This is a genomic window from Loktanella salsilacus, assembly GCF_900114485.1.
GTDB lineage: Bacteria > Pseudomonadota > Alphaproteobacteria > Rhodobacterales > Rhodobacteraceae > Loktanella > Loktanella salsilacus.
In genome coordinates this window covers 106,063-126,029 of sequence record NZ_FOTF01000008.1, presented here as the reverse complement: position 1 = coordinate 126,029, position 19,967 = coordinate 106,063, and the positions used below count along the sequence as shown (strand labels likewise).

18 protein-coding genes are annotated in these 19,967 nt (G+C 57.8%); 7 read left to right on the top strand and 11 right to left on the bottom strand.

Translation table 11 applies throughout. The features are described from left to right. Positions 1-52 precede the first annotated feature (52 nt). The 3 genes from BM131_RS09150 to hslO are packed head-to-tail and all read right to left on the bottom strand — an operon-like array spanning position 53 to position 2,767. Positions 53-1,186, bottom strand: coding sequence for a CCA tRNA nucleotidyltransferase (locus BM131_RS09150; RefSeq protein WP_090188647.1), 1,134 nt, complete (start codon positions 1,184-1,186; stop codon positions 53-55). Further along, positions 1,183-1,779, bottom strand: a complete 597-nt coding sequence (locus BM131_RS09145) for a CoA pyrophosphatase (RefSeq protein WP_090188644.1) — start codon at positions 1,777-1,779, stop codon at positions 1,183-1,185. Before BM131_RS09145 ends, BM131_RS09150 begins: the two co-directional genes overlap by 4 nt. Further along, complete coding sequence (hslO, locus tag BM131_RS09140; RefSeq protein ID WP_090188641.1) at positions 1,766-2,767, bottom strand: Hsp33 family molecular chaperone HslO; 1,002 nt, start codon at positions 2,765-2,767, stop codon at positions 1,766-1,768. Before hslO ends, BM131_RS09145 begins: the two co-directional genes overlap by 14 nt. 76 nt (positions 2,768-2,843) lie before the next feature. Between hslO and BM131_RS09135 the strand changes: the two genes are divergently transcribed. The 3 genes from BM131_RS09135 (at position 2,844) to msrA (ending at position 5,568) form a co-directional block, all read left to right on the top strand. Next, positions 2,844-3,287, top strand: coding sequence for an NUDIX hydrolase (locus BM131_RS09135; protein WP_090188638.1), 444 nt, complete (start codon positions 2,844-2,846; stop codon positions 3,285-3,287). 105 nt (positions 3,288-3,392) lie between these two features. Further along, positions 3,393-4,610 carry an argininosuccinate synthase gene (locus BM131_RS09130; protein ID WP_090188830.1) on the top strand — a complete coding sequence of 406 codons (1,218 nt, stop codon included), beginning with the start codon at positions 3,393-3,395 and terminating at the stop codon, positions 4,608-4,610. Positions 4,611-4,905: 295 nt separating this feature from the next. Then, entirely contained in the window at positions 4,906-5,568 is a 663-nt protein-coding gene (gene msrA, locus BM131_RS09125) for a peptide-methionine (S)-S-oxide reductase MsrA (RefSeq protein ID WP_090188635.1), read from the top strand. A gap of 8 nt (positions 5,569-5,576) precedes the next feature. On the opposite strand, the gene BM131_RS09120 is transcribed toward msrA, so the two are convergent. Next, entirely contained in the window at positions 5,577-6,443 is an 867-nt protein-coding gene (locus BM131_RS09120; protein ID WP_090188632.1) for a ribokinase, read from the bottom strand. 3 nt (positions 6,444-6,446) lie between these two features. Continuing rightward, positions 6,447-8,702, bottom strand: coding sequence for an NADP-dependent malic enzyme (locus BM131_RS09115; RefSeq protein WP_090188629.1), 2,256 nt, complete (start codon positions 8,700-8,702; stop codon positions 6,447-6,449). A gap of 115 nt (positions 8,703-8,817) precedes the next feature. Here BM131_RS09115 and mutS point away from each other — a divergent pair, with 115 nt between their 5' ends. Beyond that, on the top strand, positions 8,818-11,457 hold the full coding sequence (gene mutS, locus BM131_RS09110; RefSeq protein ID WP_090188627.1) for a DNA mismatch repair protein MutS: 2,640 nt from the start codon (positions 8,818-8,820) through the stop codon (positions 11,455-11,457). 103 nt (positions 11,458-11,560) lie between these two features. Here mutS and BM131_RS09105 read toward each other — a convergent pair whose 3' ends face one another. Both BM131_RS09105 and hrcA read right to left on the bottom strand, forming a co-directional pair. Further along, entirely contained in the window at positions 11,561-12,115 is a 555-nt protein-coding gene (locus BM131_RS09105) for a nucleotide exchange factor GrpE (RefSeq protein ID WP_090188624.1), read from the bottom strand. Between the two features lie 12 nt (positions 12,116-12,127). After that, positions 12,128-13,192: a heat-inducible transcriptional repressor HrcA gene (hrcA, locus tag BM131_RS09100; RefSeq protein WP_090188622.1), complete on the bottom strand. Its 1,065-nt coding sequence runs from the start codon at positions 13,190-13,192 to the stop codon at positions 12,128-12,130. 116 nt (positions 13,193-13,308) lie between these two features. On the opposite strand from hrcA, the gene rph reads away from it, so the two are divergent. The 3 genes from rph to hemW are packed head-to-tail and all read left to right on the top strand — an operon-like array spanning position 13,309 to position 15,786. After that, positions 13,309-14,016, top strand: a complete 708-nt coding sequence (gene rph, locus BM131_RS09095) for a ribonuclease PH (RefSeq protein ID WP_090188620.1) — start codon at positions 13,309-13,311, stop codon at positions 14,014-14,016. Next, a complete protein-coding gene (gene rdgB, locus BM131_RS09090; protein WP_090188617.1) occupies positions 14,013-14,621 on the top strand; it encodes an RdgB/HAM1 family non-canonical purine NTP pyrophosphatase in 609 nt (202 codons plus the stop codon). The genes rph and rdgB overlap by 4 nt, the downstream gene beginning before the upstream one ends. A 4-nt stretch (positions 14,622-14,625) precedes the next feature. After that, positions 14,626-15,786: a radical SAM family heme chaperone HemW gene (hemW, locus tag BM131_RS09085; RefSeq protein ID WP_090188828.1), complete on the top strand. Its 1,161-nt coding sequence runs from the start codon at positions 14,626-14,628 to the stop codon at positions 15,784-15,786. Here hemW and BM131_RS09080 read toward each other — a convergent pair. The 4 genes from BM131_RS09080 to mnmG are packed head-to-tail and all read right to left on the bottom strand — an operon-like array spanning position 15,783 to position 19,957. Continuing rightward, positions 15,783-16,673 carry a ParB/RepB/Spo0J family partition protein gene (locus tag BM131_RS09080; RefSeq protein WP_090188615.1) on the bottom strand — a complete coding sequence of 297 codons (891 nt, stop codon included), beginning with the start codon at positions 16,671-16,673 and terminating at the stop codon, positions 15,783-15,785. The two genes, hemW and BM131_RS09080, sit on opposite strands and share 4 nt — an antisense overlap. Next, positions 16,673-17,488, bottom strand: coding sequence for a ParA family protein (locus tag BM131_RS09075; RefSeq protein WP_245754192.1), 816 nt, complete (start codon positions 17,486-17,488; stop codon positions 16,673-16,675). The genes BM131_RS09080 and BM131_RS09075 overlap by 1 nt, the downstream gene beginning before the upstream one ends. Next, on the bottom strand, positions 17,475-18,095 hold the full coding sequence (rsmG, locus tag BM131_RS09070) for a 16S rRNA (guanine(527)-N(7))-methyltransferase RsmG (RefSeq protein WP_090188609.1): 621 nt from the start codon (positions 18,093-18,095) through the stop codon (positions 17,475-17,477). The genes BM131_RS09075 and rsmG overlap by 14 nt, the downstream gene beginning before the upstream one ends. Next, on the bottom strand, positions 18,095-19,957 hold the full coding sequence (gene mnmG / locus BM131_RS09065; RefSeq protein WP_175499250.1) for a tRNA uridine-5-carboxymethylaminomethyl(34) synthesis enzyme MnmG: 1,863 nt from the start codon (positions 19,955-19,957) through the stop codon (positions 18,095-18,097). The genes rsmG and mnmG overlap by 1 nt, the downstream gene beginning before the upstream one ends. Positions 19,958-19,967: the final 10 nt, after the last annotated feature.

Sequence of the window (19,967 nt, the reverse complement as noted above, 5' to 3'; positions counted from 1 at the left end):
CCTCTGTCTCTCGGACCTTTGATGTAGGCCGCAAGTTGTAAAAGGAAAAGCCTTAAGCCAGCAGATCGTTCCGTGTCAGGGTAAAGCCGGATGCGATCCAGCGGGCTTCTGCCTGTTTCAGCGCCGCGCCAAGGGCGGGACCCTTTAGACTGGGCATGAAATCGGCGGCTTTGACAGGCAGAATTTGACCCGCGCCATGGCGCGCCGCTACAACGTCGGCGTCGCGAAGCGGCTGCGATAGGGATGCAGCCAAAACCAGCGCGCGGTCGATGGCAATTTGTGCGCCAAAGCGATATCCGGCTTCGCCTGCACCAATGTCCATATCCCGCAAGATCTCATGACGCTGCGCCTCTGCATTCGTCAGCCGCAAGCGGGTCGGATCACCGCCCAGCGCCGCAAGGCGACGGCTGAAATCTGGCTCTATCCCGGCGATTTCTTCAAGATGAATCAGCACAGTCAGCGCGTTTGGCCCCGCCCCAGGCAGCACCCGCAACAGCGCACCGCTTGCAGCCATGCTAGCGACAGCAGGTGCGGGGTTGGGCGCGGACAGCAGCTTGCGCATTTCCTGACCGATGCGTTCGGCGGAAAGCCCGTCGATACCATCTAGGTTGCCCGCGCAGGCGGCCAGACCGTCGGCGTCAATCCCCATCGCCGGATCGCCGTACCAGGCGAAAAAACGGAAAAAACGCAGGATGCGCAGGTAGTCTTCTTGGATCCGTAGCCCAGCATCGCCGATAAAGCGCACATGCCCCGCCAGCGCATCAGCGATCCCGCCAAGCGGGTCGTGCAGCGTGCCATCGGGGGCGGCATAAAGCGCATTCATCGTGAAATCGCGGCGGCGGGCGTCTTCATCGGCGGTATCGGCAAAGGCGACGGTGGCGTGGCGACCATCCGTATCGACATCGCGGCGGAAGGTTGTGATTTCGAACGGGTTGCCATCCACGACGACAGTGACAGTACCATGGTCAATGCCTGTCGGGATCACCTTGAAACCCGCAGCTTTGCCCAATTTTGTGACTGTATCGGGGCGCGCATCAGTCGTCAGATCTAGATCGCTGGCAACAGCGCCGATCAGAGCATTGCGCACGCAGCCGCCCACAAACCACGCCTGATGCCCTGCATCCGTCAGCATTGCGCAAACGCGCTGCGCGTTTTGGTTCGACAGCCAGTCTGACGCAATTTTCATGGATGCATCCGATCAGCGAAGGCCCGCAAAATGCGCCCGGTGGCACCCCAGATATAATATGGACCAAATGGCACGGTATAATAGTTGCGCATATGGCCCTGCCAGCGACGCGACTGGACCGCGAAATGCGCGGGATTGCTGACATGGGACAGCGGCACCTGAAAGACCTCAGCGACCTCTCCGGCCTCTGGCACAGGGGTGAATTCACCGTGGATCAAGCCGATGACAGGGGTCATCAGAAAGCCGGTCACAGTTTCATGGCCGGGCATGACGCCCAAAACCTCGACCTGATGTCGTGGCAGACCGATTTCTTCTTCTGCCTCGCGCAGGGCAGCAGCGGTGGTGGTCGGATCACCTGCGTCCTGTTTGCCGCCCGGAAAGGCAATCTGCCCCGGATGATGCTTTAGCGCGGCAGAGCGCATGGTCAGGAAAACATTCTCTGTTTCGGGCGAAATGCCGATCAGCACGCCTGCCGCCCGCAATGTGCGGCCAGCAGGCGCGGTGATATCTTTGTTCAGATCAAAGTCGGTCGAGGGCCGGCCCGGCCGGGCCAGCGCCTCTTGTAGGCGGCTTTTCAGATCACTCTGCGCCATCGGACGATACAGCCTCGAACCCAAGGGTTTCTGGCTGGAACTCGTAATGAGCGCCGCAGAATTGGCAATCAGCAGTTACGATGCCTTCGTCCGTGGTCATCGTTTTGATGTCCTTGGCCGAATAAATCGACAGGCTTTGCCGGACACGATCAGCCGAACAGGTGCAGCCAAAGGTGACAGGCTGCGGATCATAGACACGCGGCTGTTCTTCGTGGAACAGGCGTACCAGCAGGTCCGTCGGCTGCACGGTTGGGCCGATCAATTCCAGCGCATCCACCGTATCAAGCAGCATATTCGCGCGGCGCCAGTTTTCACCTTCGTCGTCGTCCAAGATATCCTCTGCTGCAAGCAGGCCATCCTCGCCAGAGGGGCCGTCTTTGTGCATCAGCGGCGATGCCTTTGGCATGTGTTGCAGCATGACACCGCCCGCGCGCCAATGCTCGCCTTCACCCGGCAGGGTGCTGCGGCCATGGGTCAGGGAAAAGCGGGTCGGGATCTGCTCGGACTGGGCGAAATACGTCTCGGCGCAGGCGGACAGTGATCCACCAGCCAACGGCGTGATGCCTTGATAAGGCTGCGTGCCTTCACCTTGATCGATCAGGATGGCAAAATAGCCTTTGCCGATCTGCTCGAACGCGTCGGCGTTCAGGTCCAGCGTGTCCTTGTCATAGGCGGCATAGGCGCGAATGCGCCCCGGCTGACCGTCTTCGGTGGGGCCGTAGTAATCCGTTGCAATCAGGCGCACTGGGCCACCCGATCCGCGCACTTGCAGCGACAGTTTCCACTGCAGCTTCATCGTTTCACCGATCAACGCGGTCAGCAGGCACATTTCAGCGACCAGCCCTTCGATCAAGGCGGGGTAGTCGTGCTGCTTTAGCACGTCTTCTAATACGCCGTCCAAACGGGCCACACGGCCACGGATGTCAGATGCGTCAAGTTGGAACGGCAGGACGGTGTCGTCCCACGCGATACGAGAGCCAAGGGTCATGGGCTTTCCTTACAGGGTCGGATTTGGCATACCGACACCATATAGGGACCGCAAGCTTTGGTCCAAGGGGAGAGCCATGATCAGACGGTATGGCAGCACGCCCAAAGTTGGGCAGCACTACGGATTGCGGGCTGGCGTTTACGTCATTTTGCCCCGCGACGGCGCGATCCTGATGACGTTTCAGGGTGCCCCGCATAACGAACTGCAACTGCCGGGCGGCGGTATTGACCCCGGCGAAAGCCCCCTGCGCGCGCTGCACCGTGAAGTGTTCGAGGAAACCGGCTGGCACATCGCCCGCCCCCGTCGGCTGGGCGCATTTCGCCGTTTCACATATATGCCGGAATACGACCGCTTTGCCGAAAAGCTGTGCCACGTTTACGTCGCACACCCGGTCCGCCGGATTAGCCTGCCAACCGAACCGAACCATACCGCACTGTGGATTGATCCGGAAAACGCGCTTGATTTGATGGCAAACGCGGGTGATGCGGCGTTTTTGGCGGATTATTTGGCAGGTATGTAACGCGCGGGGGCTTTGGTCGCGCGGCAGCGCCCGCCAAACCTTGCCCCCTTTGCGGAAAACCAGTATCGCGCTGGGTCAAGTAACATTGACAAAAAGGCCGCGCCCATGACCGCCCCTAAGAAAGTCGTCCTCGCCTATTCGGGCGGTCTGGACACCTCTATCATCCTTAAATGGCTGCAAACGGAATACGGCTGCGAAGTCGTGACCTTTACCGCCGATCTGGGCCAAGGCGAGGAGCTGGAGCCAGCCCGCGCCAAGGCAGAGATGATGGGCGCGTCCAGCATCCACATCGAAGACCTGCGTGAAGAGTTCGTGCGCGATTTCGTCTTCCCGATGTTCCGCGCCAACGCGCTGTACGAAGGCCTTTATCTGCTGGGCACCTCTATCGCGCGCCCGCTGATTTCCAAGCGTCTGGTTGAAATCGCCGCCATGGAAGGTGCCGATGCTGTCGCCCACGGCGCGACCGGCAAGGGCAACGATCAGGTCCGGTTCGAACTGGCCTGCTATGCGCTGAACCCCGACATCAAGGTTATCGCACCTTGGCGTGAGTGGGATCTGACCAGCCGCACCAAGCTGCTGGAATTTGCAGAACAAAACCAAATCCCCGTCGCCAAAGACAAGCGCGGCGAAGCGCCGTTCAGCGTTGATGCGAACCTGCTGCACACGTCTTCCGAAGGCAAAGTGCTGGAAAACCCTGCTGACGAGGCACCAGAGTACGTTTATCAGCGCACCGTCGATCCAGAGCAGGCCCCCGATACGCCAGAGATGGTCGAGATCACCTTTGAAAAAGGCGACGCCGTTGCGATCAACGGCGAGGCGATGTCGCCCGCTACGATCCTGACAAAGCTGAACGAACTCGGCGGCAAGCACGGCGTTGGCCGTCTTGATCTGGTCGAAAACCGTTTCGTCGGTATGAAATCTCGCGGCATCTATGAAACGCCCGGTGGCACTATCCTGCTCGAGGCGCACCGCGGCATCGAACAGATCACGCTGGATTCCGGCGCTGGCCACCTGAAAGACAGCATCATGCCCCGTTATGCAGAGCTGATCTACAACGGTTTCTGGTTCTCGCCAGAGCGTGAGATGATGCAGGCCCTAATCGACAAGAGCCAAGAGCACGTCACCGGCACCGTCCGCGTGAAGCTGTACAAAGGGTCCGCCCGCACCGTCGCGCGCTGGTCCGATCACAGCCTGTATTCCGAAGCGCACGTGACATTCGAAGACGACGCCGGCGCATATGACCAGACGGACGCCCAAGGCTTTATCCAGCTGAACGCGCTACGTCTGAAACTGCTGGCCGCGCGCAACCGCCGCCTGAAATAAAAACAACCCCGCCTGCAACATCTGCTGCAGGCGGGGCTTAACCGAAAAATCGTTAAATACTTTAAGTCACGCGCAGGCTAGAAACACATCTACGCGTAACAAACAAACAGCCCGGAGCAACTTTAAGCCGTTCACGCTTTCATCCACGAAAGCCCGGCTCAAAGAGTTTCAGTTATTTCCATCACAATTTGCGAACCTCCATGTCACGCGGCATTCAAACCCGCGTGACCGGCCCGCGCATTGCTTGCTCTGCCTCCAGCGCCCATGCACCTTGGTCCAAACCGGAGGGACCGACATGGCCAAAGTATTCAACCTTTTGAAATCTGCAGCGCTGACCGTTGCGATTGGCGCGGTCGCAAGCCTCGCACCCTTGGGCGCACAGGCAGCTCAGCAAACCGCCATCGTTGCAGGCGGCTGTTTCTGGTGCGTCGAATCCGACTTTGAAAGCATACCCGGCGTCGGCGACGTGGTCTCTGGCTACACCGGCGGGCGCACGGAAAACCCGAATTACGGTCAGGTTGGTCGTGGATCCACTGGCCATTACGAGGCAGTGATGATCCCCTTCGACGACAGCGTCATCAGCTATCGCCAGATCATGGACCTGTTTTTTCGCAGCGTTGACCCAACGGATGCTGGCGGCCAATTCTGCGATCGTGGCAACCAATACCGCACCGCAATTTTTGTAACGACGCAGGCGCAGGCTGATACCGCCGTGGCTGCCAAATCCGCAGCACAGCAAGCGCTTGGCCGTCAAATCGTGACGCCCATTGTGCAGGCCACCACCTTTTACCGTGCTGAGGCCTACCATCAGGACTATTACAAAGGCACGAGCCTTGTGTTGACGCGCGGTGGGGCAAAGCGCCAGAGCGATGCTTACGATTTCTATCGCAAAGGCTGTGGTCGCGATGCGCGTGTGCAGCAGCTATGGGGTGCGAATGCGCCGTTTATCCATCACTAAGCCGCTTTTTAGGGTCTGAAATCCTCTAGCTCTTTTAAATCGGGGATGACGTCCGCTGTACCGTGGCGCGTGACCATCAGCGCCGCGGCACGCGTTGCCAGATTGATGGCCTGCGCCATCGGATGCCCCCGATCGAGGCCCGCCAGCACATACCCCGTGAACGTATCGCCAGCGCCCGTCGTATCAACGGGAGTCACAGGAACCGCGTCAAAATGGCGATGCCCTTCCGGACCAAACCAATCGGCACCATCGCCGCCAAGCGTGATGATCACATCGCGCACCCCAAGGTCCTGAGGGCGCTTGCCGGTTGCTTGTTCTAATTGAGCCGCTTCAACAGCGTTCAGAAAGAGCAGGTTCAAGTAAGGCAGCACCGCCTTTACCCGGTCCGCATCGAACGGCGCGGCGGCATAGGCGACTTGCAGGCCCATCTGCTTTCCCAACGTCGCGGCCGTGCGTTGTAGGTTCGTCTCGTTCTGGATCAGCAGCCAATCGCCGGTCTGGGCCTCGGCCATTGCTTCTTGCAAGATCGCCTGGGGGATCGCGACATTGGCACCTGGGTGCAAGATCACGATATTTTCGCCCTTCGGGTCGACCATAATCATGGCTTGCGCGGTATCTTCATCAACGCGAGCGATAAACCGGGTATCAACGCCGTATTCCATCAGGCGATCAACGGTCCATTCACCGTCATCACCAACGGCCCCGATATGGTGGACAATCGCAGCTGCACGGGCGGCGGCAACGGACATATTCGTGCCTTTGCCGCCCAGAAATACGTTCCGCGCCGTGGACGACAGCGTTTCGCCGGGGCTGGGCATATGCGGCAGCGAAAAGACTGTATCGACGTTGATCGAGCCCAGATTCCAGATCGCCATTTTTTAACCCACCTTACAGGCGGCAATGACCGCCATATTCAAAATATCATTAACAGTACTGACGGTCGAACAGATCTGGATCGGCTTGTCGATGCCCGACAGGATCGGCCCGATCACCGTCGCTCCTGCCATTTCCTGCATCAATTTTACCGAGATCGAAGCCGAGTGCCGAGCCGGAACAACCAACACGTTCGCCGGCCCCGTCAGGCGGCTAAACGGATAATGCGCCTGTGCTGCGGGGTTCAAGGCGACATCGACTGTCATCTCGCCCTCGTATTCGAAATCAACGCCGCGTGCGTCGAGCACTTTGGGTGCCTGATGCATTTTTTCGGCGCGTTCGGACACCGGATAGCCGAAGGTGGAGAAAGATAGGAACGCAACGCGCGGCTCTAGTCCCAGATCCCGTGCGACGGCAGCGCCGCGCTCGGCAATATCGGCAAGGTCATTTTGATCGGGCCACTCATGCACCAGCGTATCCGCGATCAGCACGATCCGTCCCCGGTTCAACACTGCCGTTACGCCAACAGCACCGTCGTGCGGGCCGGCGTCAAAGACGTGGTTGATCAGTTCTAGCACGTGCGCAGATTTGCGCGTCGCGCCGGTCACCATGCCATCCGCATGACCATGCGCCAGCATTAGCGCGGCAAAGACATGACGGTCACGCGCGGCAAGGCGATGCACGTCCTGCCGGTCGTGACCTTTGCGCTGCAAACGCTCGTACAAGAATGCCTTATACGTCTCTAAATGCGGCGTATTGGCCGCATTGACGACTTCCAGCTCTTCGATCGCGTCAGACAACCCCTCTGCATGCAGCATGTCGGCGACGTCTTTTGTCCGCCCGACGACCAGCGCCTTTCCAAGTCCCTGCCGCTGATAGGCGATGGCTGCGCGCAGCACGCGTGGATCGTCGCCTTCGGTAAAGATCACAGACGACTGTGCCGCCCGCGCCCGCGCATTAAGACCACGCAACATGTTCGCCGTGGGGTCCATACGGGATTTGAGCGACGCCTCGTAGGCGTCCATGTCGATGATGGGGCGCCGCGCCACACCCGTCGCCATGCCTGCTTTGGCAACGGCAGGCGGAATGCGGTGGATCAGGCGCGGATCGAAAGGCGTAGGAATAATATAATCCCGGCCAAAGGTCAGCTTTTTGCCATAAGCGACGGCAACTTCCTCTGGCACGTCTTCCCTCGCCAATTGCGCAAGGGCATGGGCGCAGGCGATCTTCATCTCGTCATTGATGGCACGGGCATGAATATCGAGGGCACCGCGAAACAGATAAGGAAAGCCCAGCACGTTATTGACTTGATTGGGATAATCGCTGCGGCCGGTGGCCACGATAGCATCAGGGCGTACAGAGTGCGCCTCTTCCGGGGTGATTTCCGGGTCAGGGTTCGCCATAGCGAAAATCACGGGATTCGGGGCCATATCAGACACCATTTCAGGGGTAACGGCCCCTTTTGCACTGACACCTAGGAACACGTCAGCGTCCTTCATCGCCTCTGCTAGGGAACGCGCCGGGGTGTTCGCCGCGTGGGCGGACTTCCATTGGTTCATCCCCTCGGTCCGGCCCTGATAAATCACGCCTTTGGTGTCGCACATGATGCAATTGTCGTGGGTCGCGCCCATGGATTTCAGCAGCTCTAGGCAGGCAATACCCGCCGCCCCCGCCCCGTTTAGAACGATGCGAACATCTTCGATCTTTTTGCCACTGATATGCAGCGCGTTCAGCAGTCCGGCGGCGCAGATCACCGCGGTGCCATGCTGGTCGTCGTGGAAAACGGGGATATCCATTTCCTCTTTGAGCCGCTGCTCGATGATAAAACACTCGGGAGCTTTGATATCCTCGAGGTTAATGCCGCCAAAGGTCGGCCCCATCAACCGAACAGCGTTACAGAATGCGTCGGGGTCTTCGGTATCCAGCTCGATATCAATCGAATTGACGTCAGCGAAGCGCTTGAACAGCACCGACTTGCCTTCCATCACCGGCTTGGACGCCAGCGCGCCAAGGTTGCCCAGGCCAAGCACGGCTGTGCCGTTAGAGATGACAGCGACCAGATTGCCCTTGTTCGTGTAATCATAAGCCGTCGCAGGGTTCGCGAAAATCTCTTCACAGGGAATCGCGACGCCGGGGGAATAGGCCAGCGACAGATCGCGCTGGGTGGCCATGGGTACGGTTGCCGTTACCTCCCACTTGCCGGGGGTTGGCGCGATGTGAAAGCCAAGTGCGTCTTCGCGCGTGATCTTTTGCCGTGTCATATGATCCCCTCCCGGTCATGAACGATCAGGTGTAGCGCGGGTGCCTTCACCGCTCAAGCACGGCTTTCATCGCGGGCGCGCGGATGATAGCAAAACCGCAATACCGGGGGATGCTATGACCGAGACTGTGACGCCGATGATGGCGCAATATCTGGACCTGAAACAGGGCTATCCTGATGCCATCCTGTTCTACCGGATGGGTGATTTCTACGAGATGTTCTTTGATGATGCCGTCGCCGCCGCCGCCGCGCTGGACATCGCACTGACAAAGCGCGGCAAGCATCTAGGCAATGATATTGCGATGTGCGGCGTGCCGGTTCACAGCGCTGAAGGCTACTTGCTGACGCTGATCCGCAAAGGATTTCGCGTGGCTGTCTGCGAGCAGATGGAAGACCCCGCAGAGGCCAAAAAGCGCGGATCGAAATCCGTTGTGCACCGCGACGTCGTGCGGCTAGTCACGCCCGGCACATTGACCGAAGACACGCTGCTAGATGCGCGCCGCCATAACTTTTTGGCGGCGATTGCGCAGGTGCGCGACATCACGGCGCTGGCTTGGGTCGATATCTCGACCGGGGCGTTGCGGGTGATGGAATGCCCTGTGCTGAACCTTGGCCCAGAACTGGCGCGCCTGTCCCCCAAAGAAGTGTTGATCGCGGATGGCACCGAACCCGAATTTCGCGACATCGTCGAAGATGCTGGCGGCAGCCTGACGCCGCTTGGGCGATCCGCATTCGATAGCACGCAAGGCGAAAAGCGGCTGTGCGATATCTTTGCCGTCGGATCGCTCGACGCTTTTGGGAGCTTCAGCCGGGCAGAGGTGGCGGCGCTCGCGGGCCTCGCTGCGTACCTAGAGATCACGCAAAAGGGCAACCTGCCCCTGCTGCGCCCCCCGGTACAGGAACAGCGCGCCGCGATCATGCAGATCGATGCCGCGACACGGCGCTCGCTAGAGCTGACGCAAACTATGGCCGGTGGCCGCGCTGGATCGCTGTTAGACGCAATCGACAGGACAGTCACCGCCGCCGGGGCGCGCCTGCTGGACCGCAGACTCTCTGCCCCGTCGCGCCGTATGGGCGTAATCACTGCGCGGCAGGATGCGGTTGCTGCGCTGTGTGACAATTCAGCTATGACGGCTGATCTGCGCGAACAACTGCGCAGCGTCCACGATCTGGACCGCGCGCTGTCGCGACTAGCACTAGAACGCGGCGGTCCGCGGGATATGGCCGCCATTCGCAATACAATCGGTCAAGCTGCGATCCTGCATCAGACTCTCAGCAAAGCGGAATTGCCCGACCTGCTCGCGACTGCCCAGCGTGACCTTATCGGGCAAGACGAACTGCTTGCACTTCTGGATGCCGCCCTTGTCGCAGAGCCGCCATTGCTGGCCCGCGATGGTGGGTTCATCGCGCCAGGCTATGATGAAGCGCTAGATGCTGCGCGGCAGTTGCGCGACGAAGGCCGCAGCGTGATTGCGCAAATGCAGGCGGAATTCATCAAACATACCGGCATCAACGCATTGAAGATCAAGCATAATAACGTGCTTGGCTACTTTATTGAAACCACGGCAGCCCACGCAGACCGGATGTTGGCACCGCCGCTGTCCGACACCTTTATCCACCGCCAAACCACTGCCAACCAAGTGCGTTTCACAACTGTTGAGCTTAACGAAATTGAGTCGCGCATCCTCAACGCAGGTGGAGAGGCGCTGGACATCGAAAAGCGGCTCTATTCAAACCTTTCGGCACAGATTTTGTCGCATCAGGCTGCGTTAGGTCAACTCGCCCGTGCCATAGCAGAAATCGACCTTGCTGCCTCCTTCGCGCATATGGCGCGGCAAGATGGCTGGGTGCGCCCTGTGATCGACGACAGCCGCGCGTTTCACATTATCGGCGGCAGGCACCCTGTCGTCGAAGAGGCGCTTCGCAAGTCCGGCACGCCTTTCGTTGCCAACGACTGCGAACTGACTGAAACGCCAATCTGGCTGCTAACCGGTCCGAACATGGCGGGTAAATCGACGTACCTGCGCCAGAACGCCTTAATTGCCGTCCTCGCACAAATCGGGGCCTTCGTTCCTGCCGCGTCAGCGCATATCGGCATCGTCAGCCAAATCTTCAGCCGCGTCGGCGCGTCGGACGATCTGGCACGCGGACGATCAACCTTTATGGTCGAGATGGTCGAAACCGCAGCGATCTTAAACCAAGCCGATGACCGCGCCTTGGTCATCTTGGATGAAATCGGCCGCGGCACCGCGACTTACGACGGTCTATCGATTGCATGGGCGACGCTTGAACACCTACACGACGTGAACCGCTGCCGCGCCCTATTTGCGACCCACTATCACGAGATGAGCAGCCTTTCCGCTAAACTTGACGGTGTCGACAATGCCACGGTTAGCGTCAAAGAATGGGATGGCGACGTCATATTCTTGCATGAGGTCAAGAAAGGCACCGCTGACCGCAGCTATGGCGTCCAAGTGGCGCGGCTGGCGGGCCTTCCACCGGTCGTGGTGGCGCGGGCAAAAGTTGTGCTTGAGGCGCTTGAAAAAGGCGAACGCGAAGGCGGTACCGCGCGCCGCGCTGTCATCGACGACCTGCCGCTGTTTGCAGCGACACCGCCAGCACCGGCGCACGCGCCCGTGAAACAATCTATGATCGAAGATCGCCTGCGCGATATTATGCCAGACGATCTGACACCAAAAGACGCGCTGGCATTAGTATACGAGTTGCGGGAATTACTGTCTGGAACAGGAAAATAGGATAACGGCGCAGTTGGTGTCCTAAACTTCTTCTGGTTCTAAATACCTTGGGGGTCCGGGGGCAAAGCCCCCGGCCGATCGCCGCGCAACGCGCGGCGAAACCTTAGCTTGCTGGCATCGACGATACGCCGACCTGTGCAGGGCGCAGCAGGCGATCGTGCAGCATGAAACCTTCGGTCGAGACCTGAATGATGTGGCCAGCTTTGGTGCCAGGGACAGGTGCCTCGAACATTGCTTGGTGCACGTTCGGATCAAACTTATCGCCAACCTCGGGCACGATTGGGTCGATGCCATGCTTCTTAAAGACGGAAATCAGCTCGCGCATCGTCAGCTCCACGCCTTCCAGCAGGGCAGCGTTCACGGCTTTCTCTGCCTCTTCAGCCGACTGAAGGGCGCGGCGCAGGTTGTCATAGACCGGCAGCAGATCGCGCGACATGCGGGAGGAGCCGTAGTTCTCGGCCTCTTTGCGGTCCCGGTCGGCGCGCTTGCGGGTATTTTCCGCATCGGCGAGCGCACGCATGAATTTGTCACGCATGTCGTCACGCTCGGCCTCGATCGTAGCGATACGAGCCAGAACGTCGTCGCCTGCGGCGTCCATGGCGTCGCCTTCGGCGGCCAGATCATCAAGGGACATCGGTTCAGTGTTTTCGTCGGACATTGTCACTTCCTGTCAGGTGCGGTCGGCGATCATCTGGCCGACCCGCTGTGCGGTATAATTCACGATGGGCACGATGCGCCCGTAATTCAGCCTTGTCGGACCAATGACGCCCACGGCGCCGATGATCTTACGGTCGGCGTTCATATAAGGAGAAACGACCAAAGAGGAACCCGAAAGTGAGAAAAGTTTGTTTTCGGACCCGATAAAAATGCGAACGCCGTCGCCGTCCTCTGCCAATTCAAGGAACTGCGCAATATCACGTTTGCGTTCAAGATCGTCAAAGAGGCTGCGGATACGGTCAATATCCCCCGCCTGATCGCCATCACCCAGCAGGTTACTGCGGCCGCGGACGATCAAACGCTCATTCTGCTCGCCCTCATTTTCCCACAGCACGGCCCCCGACTGGACCAGCTCTGCTGCCAGCACGTCAATTTCGCGTCGGCGGGCTTTGATCTCTCGGGTGATGACACCCCCTAGGGTGGACAGGGTTTGCCCCTCTGCGATGGCATTTAGAAAATTCGCGGCCTCGCGCATAGAGCTTGGGGTTTGACCGGTTGGCGGCGTGAAAAGGCGGTTTTCCACGTGACCATCGGCAAAGACCAAAACGACAAGCGCCCTTGTTGCGGACAGCGAAACAAATTCGATATGGCGGATTGGGGCTTCATGCTTTGGCGTTAGGACCAGACTCGCAACCTGCGTCACGCCTGATAGGGCAGAACCCACGCGGTCCAGCATCGCGCCGACGTCATCATCGCCGCTGCCTAGGGTCTGGTCGATCCGTGAGCGATCTTCGCCAGACAAATCGCCAACCTCGAGCAGGCCATCGACGAACATCCGCAACCCCAATTGCGTCGGTACCCGCCCAGCAGAAACATGCGGACTGCCGAGCAGTCCCAAGTATTCCAGATCATTCATCACGTTGCGGATCGTCGCTGCGCTGACCTGTTCGGATAAGGTGCGCGTCAACGTACGGCTCCCGACTGGGGCACCCGTTTCCAGATAGCCTTCGACAATGCGTCGAAACACCTCGCGCGAACGGGCGTTCATGTCGTCGATAAGGGGCGTTCGGTGCGTCATGGGCATCCAATTCAAGGCGATGTCATTAAAGCGTGTCGGCACGCGGCGTCAATCGGGCTTGGATTTCATAGATGGGCGGCGTATCCGACGAACGCAACCTAGAAAGGACCCATCCCATGCGCCCATCCGGCCGTAAGATCGATCAAATGCGTGAAGTCAGCATCGAAACTGGCGTTACGCGTCACGCGGAAGGGTCCTGTCTGATCCGCATGGGTGATACGCATGTCCTGTGCACAGCAACGATTGACGAACGCGTTCCGCAGTTTCTGAAGAACTCTGGCCTTGGTTGGGTCACGGCTGAATACGGCATGTTACCACGTGCCACGCATACTCGGATGCGGCGCGAGGCGAAGAATGGCCAAAGTGGCCGCACACAAGAGATCCAGCGCCTGATTGGGCGCTCTCTGCGGGCTGGTGTGGACCGTGTCGCCCTTGGCGAGCGTCAGATCACCGTGGACTGCGATGTCATCCAGGCGGACGGCGGCACGCGCTGTGCCGCGATCACGGGGGGCTGGGTCGCATTGAAGCTGGCTGTGAACCAGTTGATGAAGGCTGGTATCGTGATCAGTGATCCGCTGGTCGATCCGGTCGCAGCCATTTCCTGCGGCATCTATGCCGGGCAAGAGATCTTGGACTTAGACTATCCCGAGGATTCCGAAGCGGGCGTTGACGGCAATTTCATCATGACCGCTGGCAAGTTGGTCGAAGTGCAGATGTCTGCTGAAGGCGCGACCTTTAGCCGGGGCCAGATGGACAATCTGTTGGACCTTGCAGGCGCCGGCATCACCGCCTTGAACCGCGTTCAATTGGACGCCGTGAAATGAGGAAGTTTGAAGGAAAAGAACTGGTCATCGCCACTCACAATAATGGCAAGCTAGAAGAAATTGCGGACCTGCTGTCGCCTTACGGTGTCACACTGACCTCTAATGCCGATCATGGGCTACCAGAACCGGACGAGACCGAAACGACTTTTGTCGGCAATGCCCGGATCAAGGCGCACGCTGCAGCCAAGGCGACGGGACTTCCAGCGCTGGCCGACGACAGTGGCCTGATGATCGACGGTCTAGGCGGCGCGCCGGGCGTTTACACCGCCGATTGGGCCGAAACGCCGAACGGCCGCGACTTTGGAATGGCCATGCAACGTGCCTGGGACGAGCTAGAGGCCGTAGATGCCCCTGCCCCGCGCACAGCGCAGTTCTGCTGTACGCTTGTACTGGCCTGGCCGGATGGTCATGACGAGGTATTCCCCGGCCTTATGCCCGGGCAAATCGTCTGGCCTGCACGCGGTGATCAAGGGCACGGATATGACCCTATATTTCAGCCCGGAGGCTATGCTGTGACATTCGGCGAGATGGATCGCTGGGAAAAGAACAAGATCAGCCATCGCGCTGACGCCTTTGCCAAGCTGCTGGCGGGTTGTTTTGCCTGATTTTATCCCAGCAGACGATTGGCGTTCAGGTGGCTTTGGGCTGTATCTGCATTGGCCTTTTTGCAAGGCAAAGTGCCCCTACTGCGACTTCAACTCTCACGTAGTAGCAAACATCGACGAGGCACGTTGGGAAGCTGCATACCTGAGCGAGATTAAGCGTCTTGCAGCGCAAACCGAAGGCCGGGTTTTGCAGTCTGTGTTTTTTGGCGGCGGCACACCTAGCATGATGTCCCCCGATCTGGTGGATTCGATCCTGCGCCAGATCCGGGCCAGCTGGCCCGCAGCCAATGACATCGAGATTACACTAGAGGCTAATCCGACCTCTGTTGAGGCAGGTCGTTTTGCGGGGTACCGTGATGCGGGCGTCAACCGCGTTTCCCTTGGCGTTCAGGCGTTGAACGACGGCGACTTGCGGCGGCTGGGGCGGATGCATTCGGCGCAAGAAGCCTATACCGCTTTTGATATTGCGCGCAGCGTGTTCGATCGCGTCAGTTTTGATTTGATCTATGCGCGGCAGGACCAATCTTTAGCGGACTGGAAATCCGAGTTATCGCAGGCCCTTTCGATGGCTGTGGATCACTTGTCGCTTTACCAGCTTACCATTGAGGACGGGACAGTATTTGGTGCCCGTGCCGCCGCTGGACATCTGTCCGGCCTACCCAGTGACGACCTTGGGGCGGACCTGTACCTGATGACACAGGACATGTGTGGCGCGGCTGGTTTTGATGGATACGAAGTGTCGAACCATGCGCGGCCGGGTGCGTCCAGCATTCACAATCGGATTTACTGGCAGTCTGGTGACTATGTCGGGATCGGCCCAGGTGCGCAGGGCCGACTGACGCTTGACGACACCCGTTGGTCTACATCGACGCCGTTGGCCCCAACAACGTGGCTTTCTCAGGTAGAACGGACTGGAATGGGTGAAGACCCCCGCGATATCGTATCAGCGGGTGACCACCGTACTGAGTTGCTGCTGATGGGGCTGCGATTGCGCGAAGGTCTGGACAAAGCGCGGCTTGCGGCCAACGGCATCGACACAGATGCCAAACGCATTCGGGACCTTATCCATTTGGGATTTGTCGCGGACGACGCCGAACGACTGCGCGTGACGGATGCAGGACGCCCGGTGCTGAACGGAGTCCTGCGCGAAATCTTAGCGGATTAATCGCCAGTCAGTTGGCGCATCAGGTCATCTAGTTGCGCCAACGTCTTGTAGGAAATCGTCAGCTTACCGCCCTCTTGCCCGGCGGCATGATCAATCGTCACGCCCATGCCGAGCGCAGCAGACAGTTCACGTTCGAGCATAACGGTGTCAGGATCTTTTTCCTTGTTCCGCGGCTGGGAACTACTGCGCCCTGCGGCCGGACCTTTTTTCGTCAGCCGCTCCGCTTCGCGAACGGACATCTGTTTCCCGATGATCTGCTGCGCCAGCGTTTTCGCGTCCGGATGCCCCACAAGAGTCCTTGCGTGGCCTGCGGTCAGCTTGCCGTCGGACAGCCAATCTAACACTTCGGTCGGAAGCTGCAAAAGCCGCATCTGATTGGCGATATGGCTGCGACTTTTGCCAAGCGCAGTTGCGAGCTGTTCCTGCGTATGGCCAAAACGATCCATGAGCTGGCGATATCCTGCAGCCTCGTCCACGGGGTTCAGATCGGCGCGCTGAATGTTCTCGATGATAGCAATTTCGAGGACTTCGGTATCATTGAAGTCTCTGATCAGGACCGGCAGTTCATGGAGCTGCGCCATCTGCGATGCGCGCCAGCGTCGTTCACCCGCGACAATCTCGAACAGATTTGGGTCTTCCGGCGCAACACGAACGATAAGTGGCTGAATCACACCCTTTTCGCGTATAGAATCAGCCAGATCAGACAGTGCATTGGGTTCGAAAGTGCGGCGCGGCTGATCCGGGTTTGGGCGAATCCGCTCTACGGGCACCATCATATCGGCACGGCGTGGTGCCGATGTGGTGTCAGATGGCTGATCAACCGCTACATCTGCCATCAATGCCGAGAGTCCACGGCCTAAACCGCGTGATTTGGGAGGCGTCGCCATTAGCTGACCCTTTTCAAATGAATGTTATCCTTTGCCATGACCTCTAATGCGAGTTCGCGGTAGGCTTGGGACCCAGCCGAGTTACTATCATACGCTAAGGCGGGCAAAGAATAGGAAGGCGCTTCGCTTAGTCGAACATTGCGCGGGATGACCGTTGTATAGACAAGCCCACCGAGGTTTTCCCGTGCGTCGGCTTCGACCTGTTGGGAGAGGTTGTTTCGGCGGTCGTACATTGTCAGAACGACGCCCGCTATTCGCAACGATTTGTTTGCTGTTTGCCGCACTTCCCGAATAGTCAGCATAAGTTGCGACAGCCCCTCAAGCGCAAAGAATTCACTTTGCAGGGGGACGATGACCGCGTGCGCTGCGACCATTGCGTTCACGGTTAGGATGTTGAGAGAGGGTGGGCAATCAATCAAAATGTAATCAAAGGCGAATGCGTCCATCGGAAGTTGGCGCAATGCGTCAAAAAGTAGGAATGACCGTTTTTCGTTTGAAATCAATTCGATGTCGGCAGAACTAAGATCGGTCGTCGCAGGGATGATGGACAAATTTGTAAAGGTCGTGGACTGAATGGCCTCTGACGGAGACGCGTCCCCAACAAGAAAATCATATGTGGTCACGCCGCGCCGATCTGCGGTGATCCCCAGCCCCGTGGACGCATTCCCTTGGGGATCGAGGTCGATCAAAAGTACGTTTTGTCCTTGCTCGGCTAAGGCAGCTCCAAGATTGATGGTCGTCGTAGTTTTACCGACGCCGCCCTTTTGGTTGGCCACAGCGATTATTCTCGCGTTGATTTGGTCATTTAGTGGCACGGCGGATATCCTTGATCTGCAGAATACGGGCTTCTTGATCAGTATGGCTTGGATAGAGGTCGATACTGAAATCCCAGGCATCGCGTGCCTGAGAAATTTCATCTTCAAATGTTCTACCTTTTTGGAATAATGCGATTCCATCAGGTTTCAGCAACTGCACCGCATAGGATAGAAGTTTAGGTAGCGGTGCTAGCGCTCTTGCGGTTAATACATCTGCTCCGGTCTCGGTTACATTTTCGATGCGATCAGCTTTCACTGATACCGATAATCCCAACTCTCGTACTACGGTGCGTAGAAAAACCGCTTTTCGTTGATCACTTTCTACAAGAACGGACTGCAATAACGGCATCTTTTCCTTGGCAAGAATCGCAACGACTATACCTGGGAGCCCCCCACCACTGCCAATATCTGTAAGTTTGGTCGAGCCGGATGATAAGAGGTGAAAAATCTGCGCAGAATCGACCACATGTCGTTCCCATGAGGTCGAAATGGTGGACGGTGCGATCAGATTAATCTTGTCTGTCCACTTAAGGAGCAGGCTTTGATAGTGCTCTAGGCGGTCGATTGTTTCACGTGAAACATCGCGAAGTGGCGCACCCAATTCCATCAAATAGCATCCCTAAGTGTTTCCCGCTGAAGAGCCGCGGCAATCAGAAGCGCTGCTGCCGGTGTCATCCCTTCCATCTGATTAACCTGAGCCATGTTGCGCGGCAACGTCCTGTTAAGTTTTAGCTTAAGCTCATTCGACAAGCCTGACAGCTTTTCGAACGAAAACCCAACCGGTATTATCATAGCCTCGTTGCGCTGCAACGCATCAATGTCGCGCTGTTGCCGCTTGATATAATGAGCATAAAGCGCATCATTCCGAATCTGGCGTCCTACAACAGGCAAAATTCCACCCGTCTCGGGTCGTAACCGCTGAAGTGTCTCAAATTCGAAGTCGGCGAGCGACAGTGCCGACAATGCAGAACGTCGTGGCGTGTCGGGGTTAACGTTAATTCCAGCTTCAGCGAGCTCGGATCCTGAAAAACTTATGCCTTCAAGGGACTCTGTCGCTACTTTGATGTCGGACATTTTAGTTGCGAAGGCGGCCCACCTGCCCTCCCCTACCAAACCAAGGTCCCTGCCAACCGGTGTTAGACGTTGATCAGCATTATCGGCACGCAAAGCGAGTCGAAATTCTGCACGAGATGTAAACATCCGGTATGGCTCTGTAACGCCCTTGGTTGTCAAATCGTCGATCATGACCCCGATGTAAGAAGTTGCCCGGCTAAACACGACATCAGATTGACCCAATGCGCGGCGTGCAGCATTAAGCCCCGCCACAAGACCCTGAGCCGCCGCCTCCTCATAGCCTGTCGTGCCGTTAATTTGCCCAGCAAGGAACAGCCCCGGGCATGCACGCAATTCCAACCCAGCGGTAAGATTACGCGGATCCACGTAGTCATATTCAATTGCGTAACCCGGTTGTTGAATAATCGCTTTCTCTAAACCGGGAATCGATCGCACATATTCTTCTTGAACATCTATCGGAAGTGACGTGGAAATTCCATTGGGATAGATGACATCCGTTGTAAGCCCTTCAGGCTCCAAGAAAATCTGATGAGATGATTTATCCGCAAACCTCGTTACTTTGTCTTCGATTGAAGGACAGTACCGTGGCCCAACACCGCTAATATGCCCCCCGTACATGGCAGATCTATCTAGGTTTTTCCGAATGATATCATGCGTATGTGGCGTTGTGTGGGTAACACCACACGAAATCTGACGAGCAAGCTTTCCGGGCTTCAAAAACGAAAAAAGAACAGGATCAGCGTCACCATCTTGGCGATCAAGGGATTCCCAATTTATCGTTTTGCCATCAAGGCGCGGGGGAGTGCCAGTCTTGAGGCGACCCATCTGCAAACCCATGTCATCTAGGCGCTCTGCCATACGAACGGCGGCTTGGTCGCCCATGCGTCCGCCTTCGTGCTTTTTATCCCCGATATGGATGACGCCGCGTAGAAATGTTCCGGTGGTCAGAACAACTGACTTCGTCGAAATTTCAGTACCATCGGCAAGTCGCACAGATTCAAGACCATCAATACTAGGCGTAAAGTCGACGACCTCGCCTTCAATGATCGTCAGATTTTGTTGCGACATCGTCACCGCCTGCATCGCGTTTTTATACAGAACGCGGTCAGACTGGGTCCGTGGACCTTGAACGGCAGGCCCTTTCGTGCGGTTCAATAATCGAAATTGAATACCGGACACGTCAGCAACGCGCCCCATTGCGCCACCAAGTGCGTCTACTTCACGAACGAGGTGTCCTTTTCCAAGGCCGCCGATCGCAGGATTACACGACATGACCCCTATACCGGCAATCGACATCGTTATTAGCGCAGTTTTAGCACCGGCACGTGCAGCAGCTAATGCCGACTCACAGCCAGCATGGCCACCGCCCACCACAATTACGTCAAAATGTTTCACGTGAAACACC

What these genes read in the sequence shown, in the direction of transcription:
- BM131_RS09145 (WP_090188644.1), bottom strand. Translation starts at nt 1,779, where the DNA reads ATGGCGCAGAGTGATCTGAAAAGCCGCCTACAAGAGGCGCTGGCCCGG.
- hrcA (WP_090188622.1), bottom strand. Translation starts at nt 13,192, where the DNA reads ATGACGCACCGAACGCCCCTTATCGACGACATGAACGCCCGTTCGCGC.
- rph (WP_090188620.1), top strand. Translation starts at nt 13,309, where the DNA reads ATGCGCCCATCCGGCCGTAAGATCGATCAAATGCGTGAAGTCAGCATC.
- rsmG (WP_090188609.1), bottom strand. Translation starts at nt 18,095, where the DNA reads ATGGAATTGGGTGCGCCACTTCGCGATGTTTCACGTGAAACAATCGAC.
- msrA (WP_090188635.1), top strand. Translation starts at nt 4,906, where the DNA reads ATGGCCAAAGTATTCAACCTTTTGAAATCTGCAGCGCTGACCGTTGCG.
- BM131_RS09105 (WP_090188624.1), bottom strand. Translation starts at nt 12,115, where the DNA reads ATGTCCGACGAAAACACTGAACCGATGTCCCTTGATGATCTGGCCGCC.
- BM131_RS09080 (WP_090188615.1), bottom strand. Translation starts at nt 16,673, where the DNA reads ATGGCGACGCCTCCCAAATCACGCGGTTTAGGCCGTGGACTCTCGGCA.
- rdgB (WP_090188617.1), top strand. Translation starts at nt 14,013, where the DNA reads ATGAGGAAGTTTGAAGGAAAAGAACTGGTCATCGCCACTCACAATAAT.
- hslO (WP_090188641.1), bottom strand. Translation starts at nt 2,767, where the DNA reads ATGACCCTTGGCTCTCGTATCGCGTGGGACGACACCGTCCTGCCGTTC.
- BM131_RS09115 (WP_090188629.1), bottom strand. Translation starts at nt 8,702, where the DNA reads ATGACACGGCAAAAGATCACGCGCGAAGACGCACTTGGCTTTCACATC.
- BM131_RS09130 (WP_090188830.1), top strand. Translation starts at nt 3,393, where the DNA reads ATGACCGCCCCTAAGAAAGTCGTCCTCGCCTATTCGGGCGGTCTGGAC.
- BM131_RS09120 (WP_090188632.1), bottom strand. Translation starts at nt 6,443, where the DNA reads ATGGCGATCTGGAATCTGGGCTCGATCAACGTCGATACAGTCTTTTCG.
- mutS (WP_090188627.1), top strand. Translation starts at nt 8,818, where the DNA reads ATGACCGAGACTGTGACGCCGATGATGGCGCAATATCTGGACCTGAAA.
- BM131_RS09150 (WP_090188647.1), bottom strand. Translation starts at nt 1,186, where the DNA reads ATGAAAATTGCGTCAGACTGGCTGTCGAACCAAAACGCGCAGCGCGTT.
- BM131_RS09135 (WP_090188638.1), top strand. Translation starts at nt 2,844, where the DNA reads ATGATCAGACGGTATGGCAGCACGCCCAAAGTTGGGCAGCACTACGGA.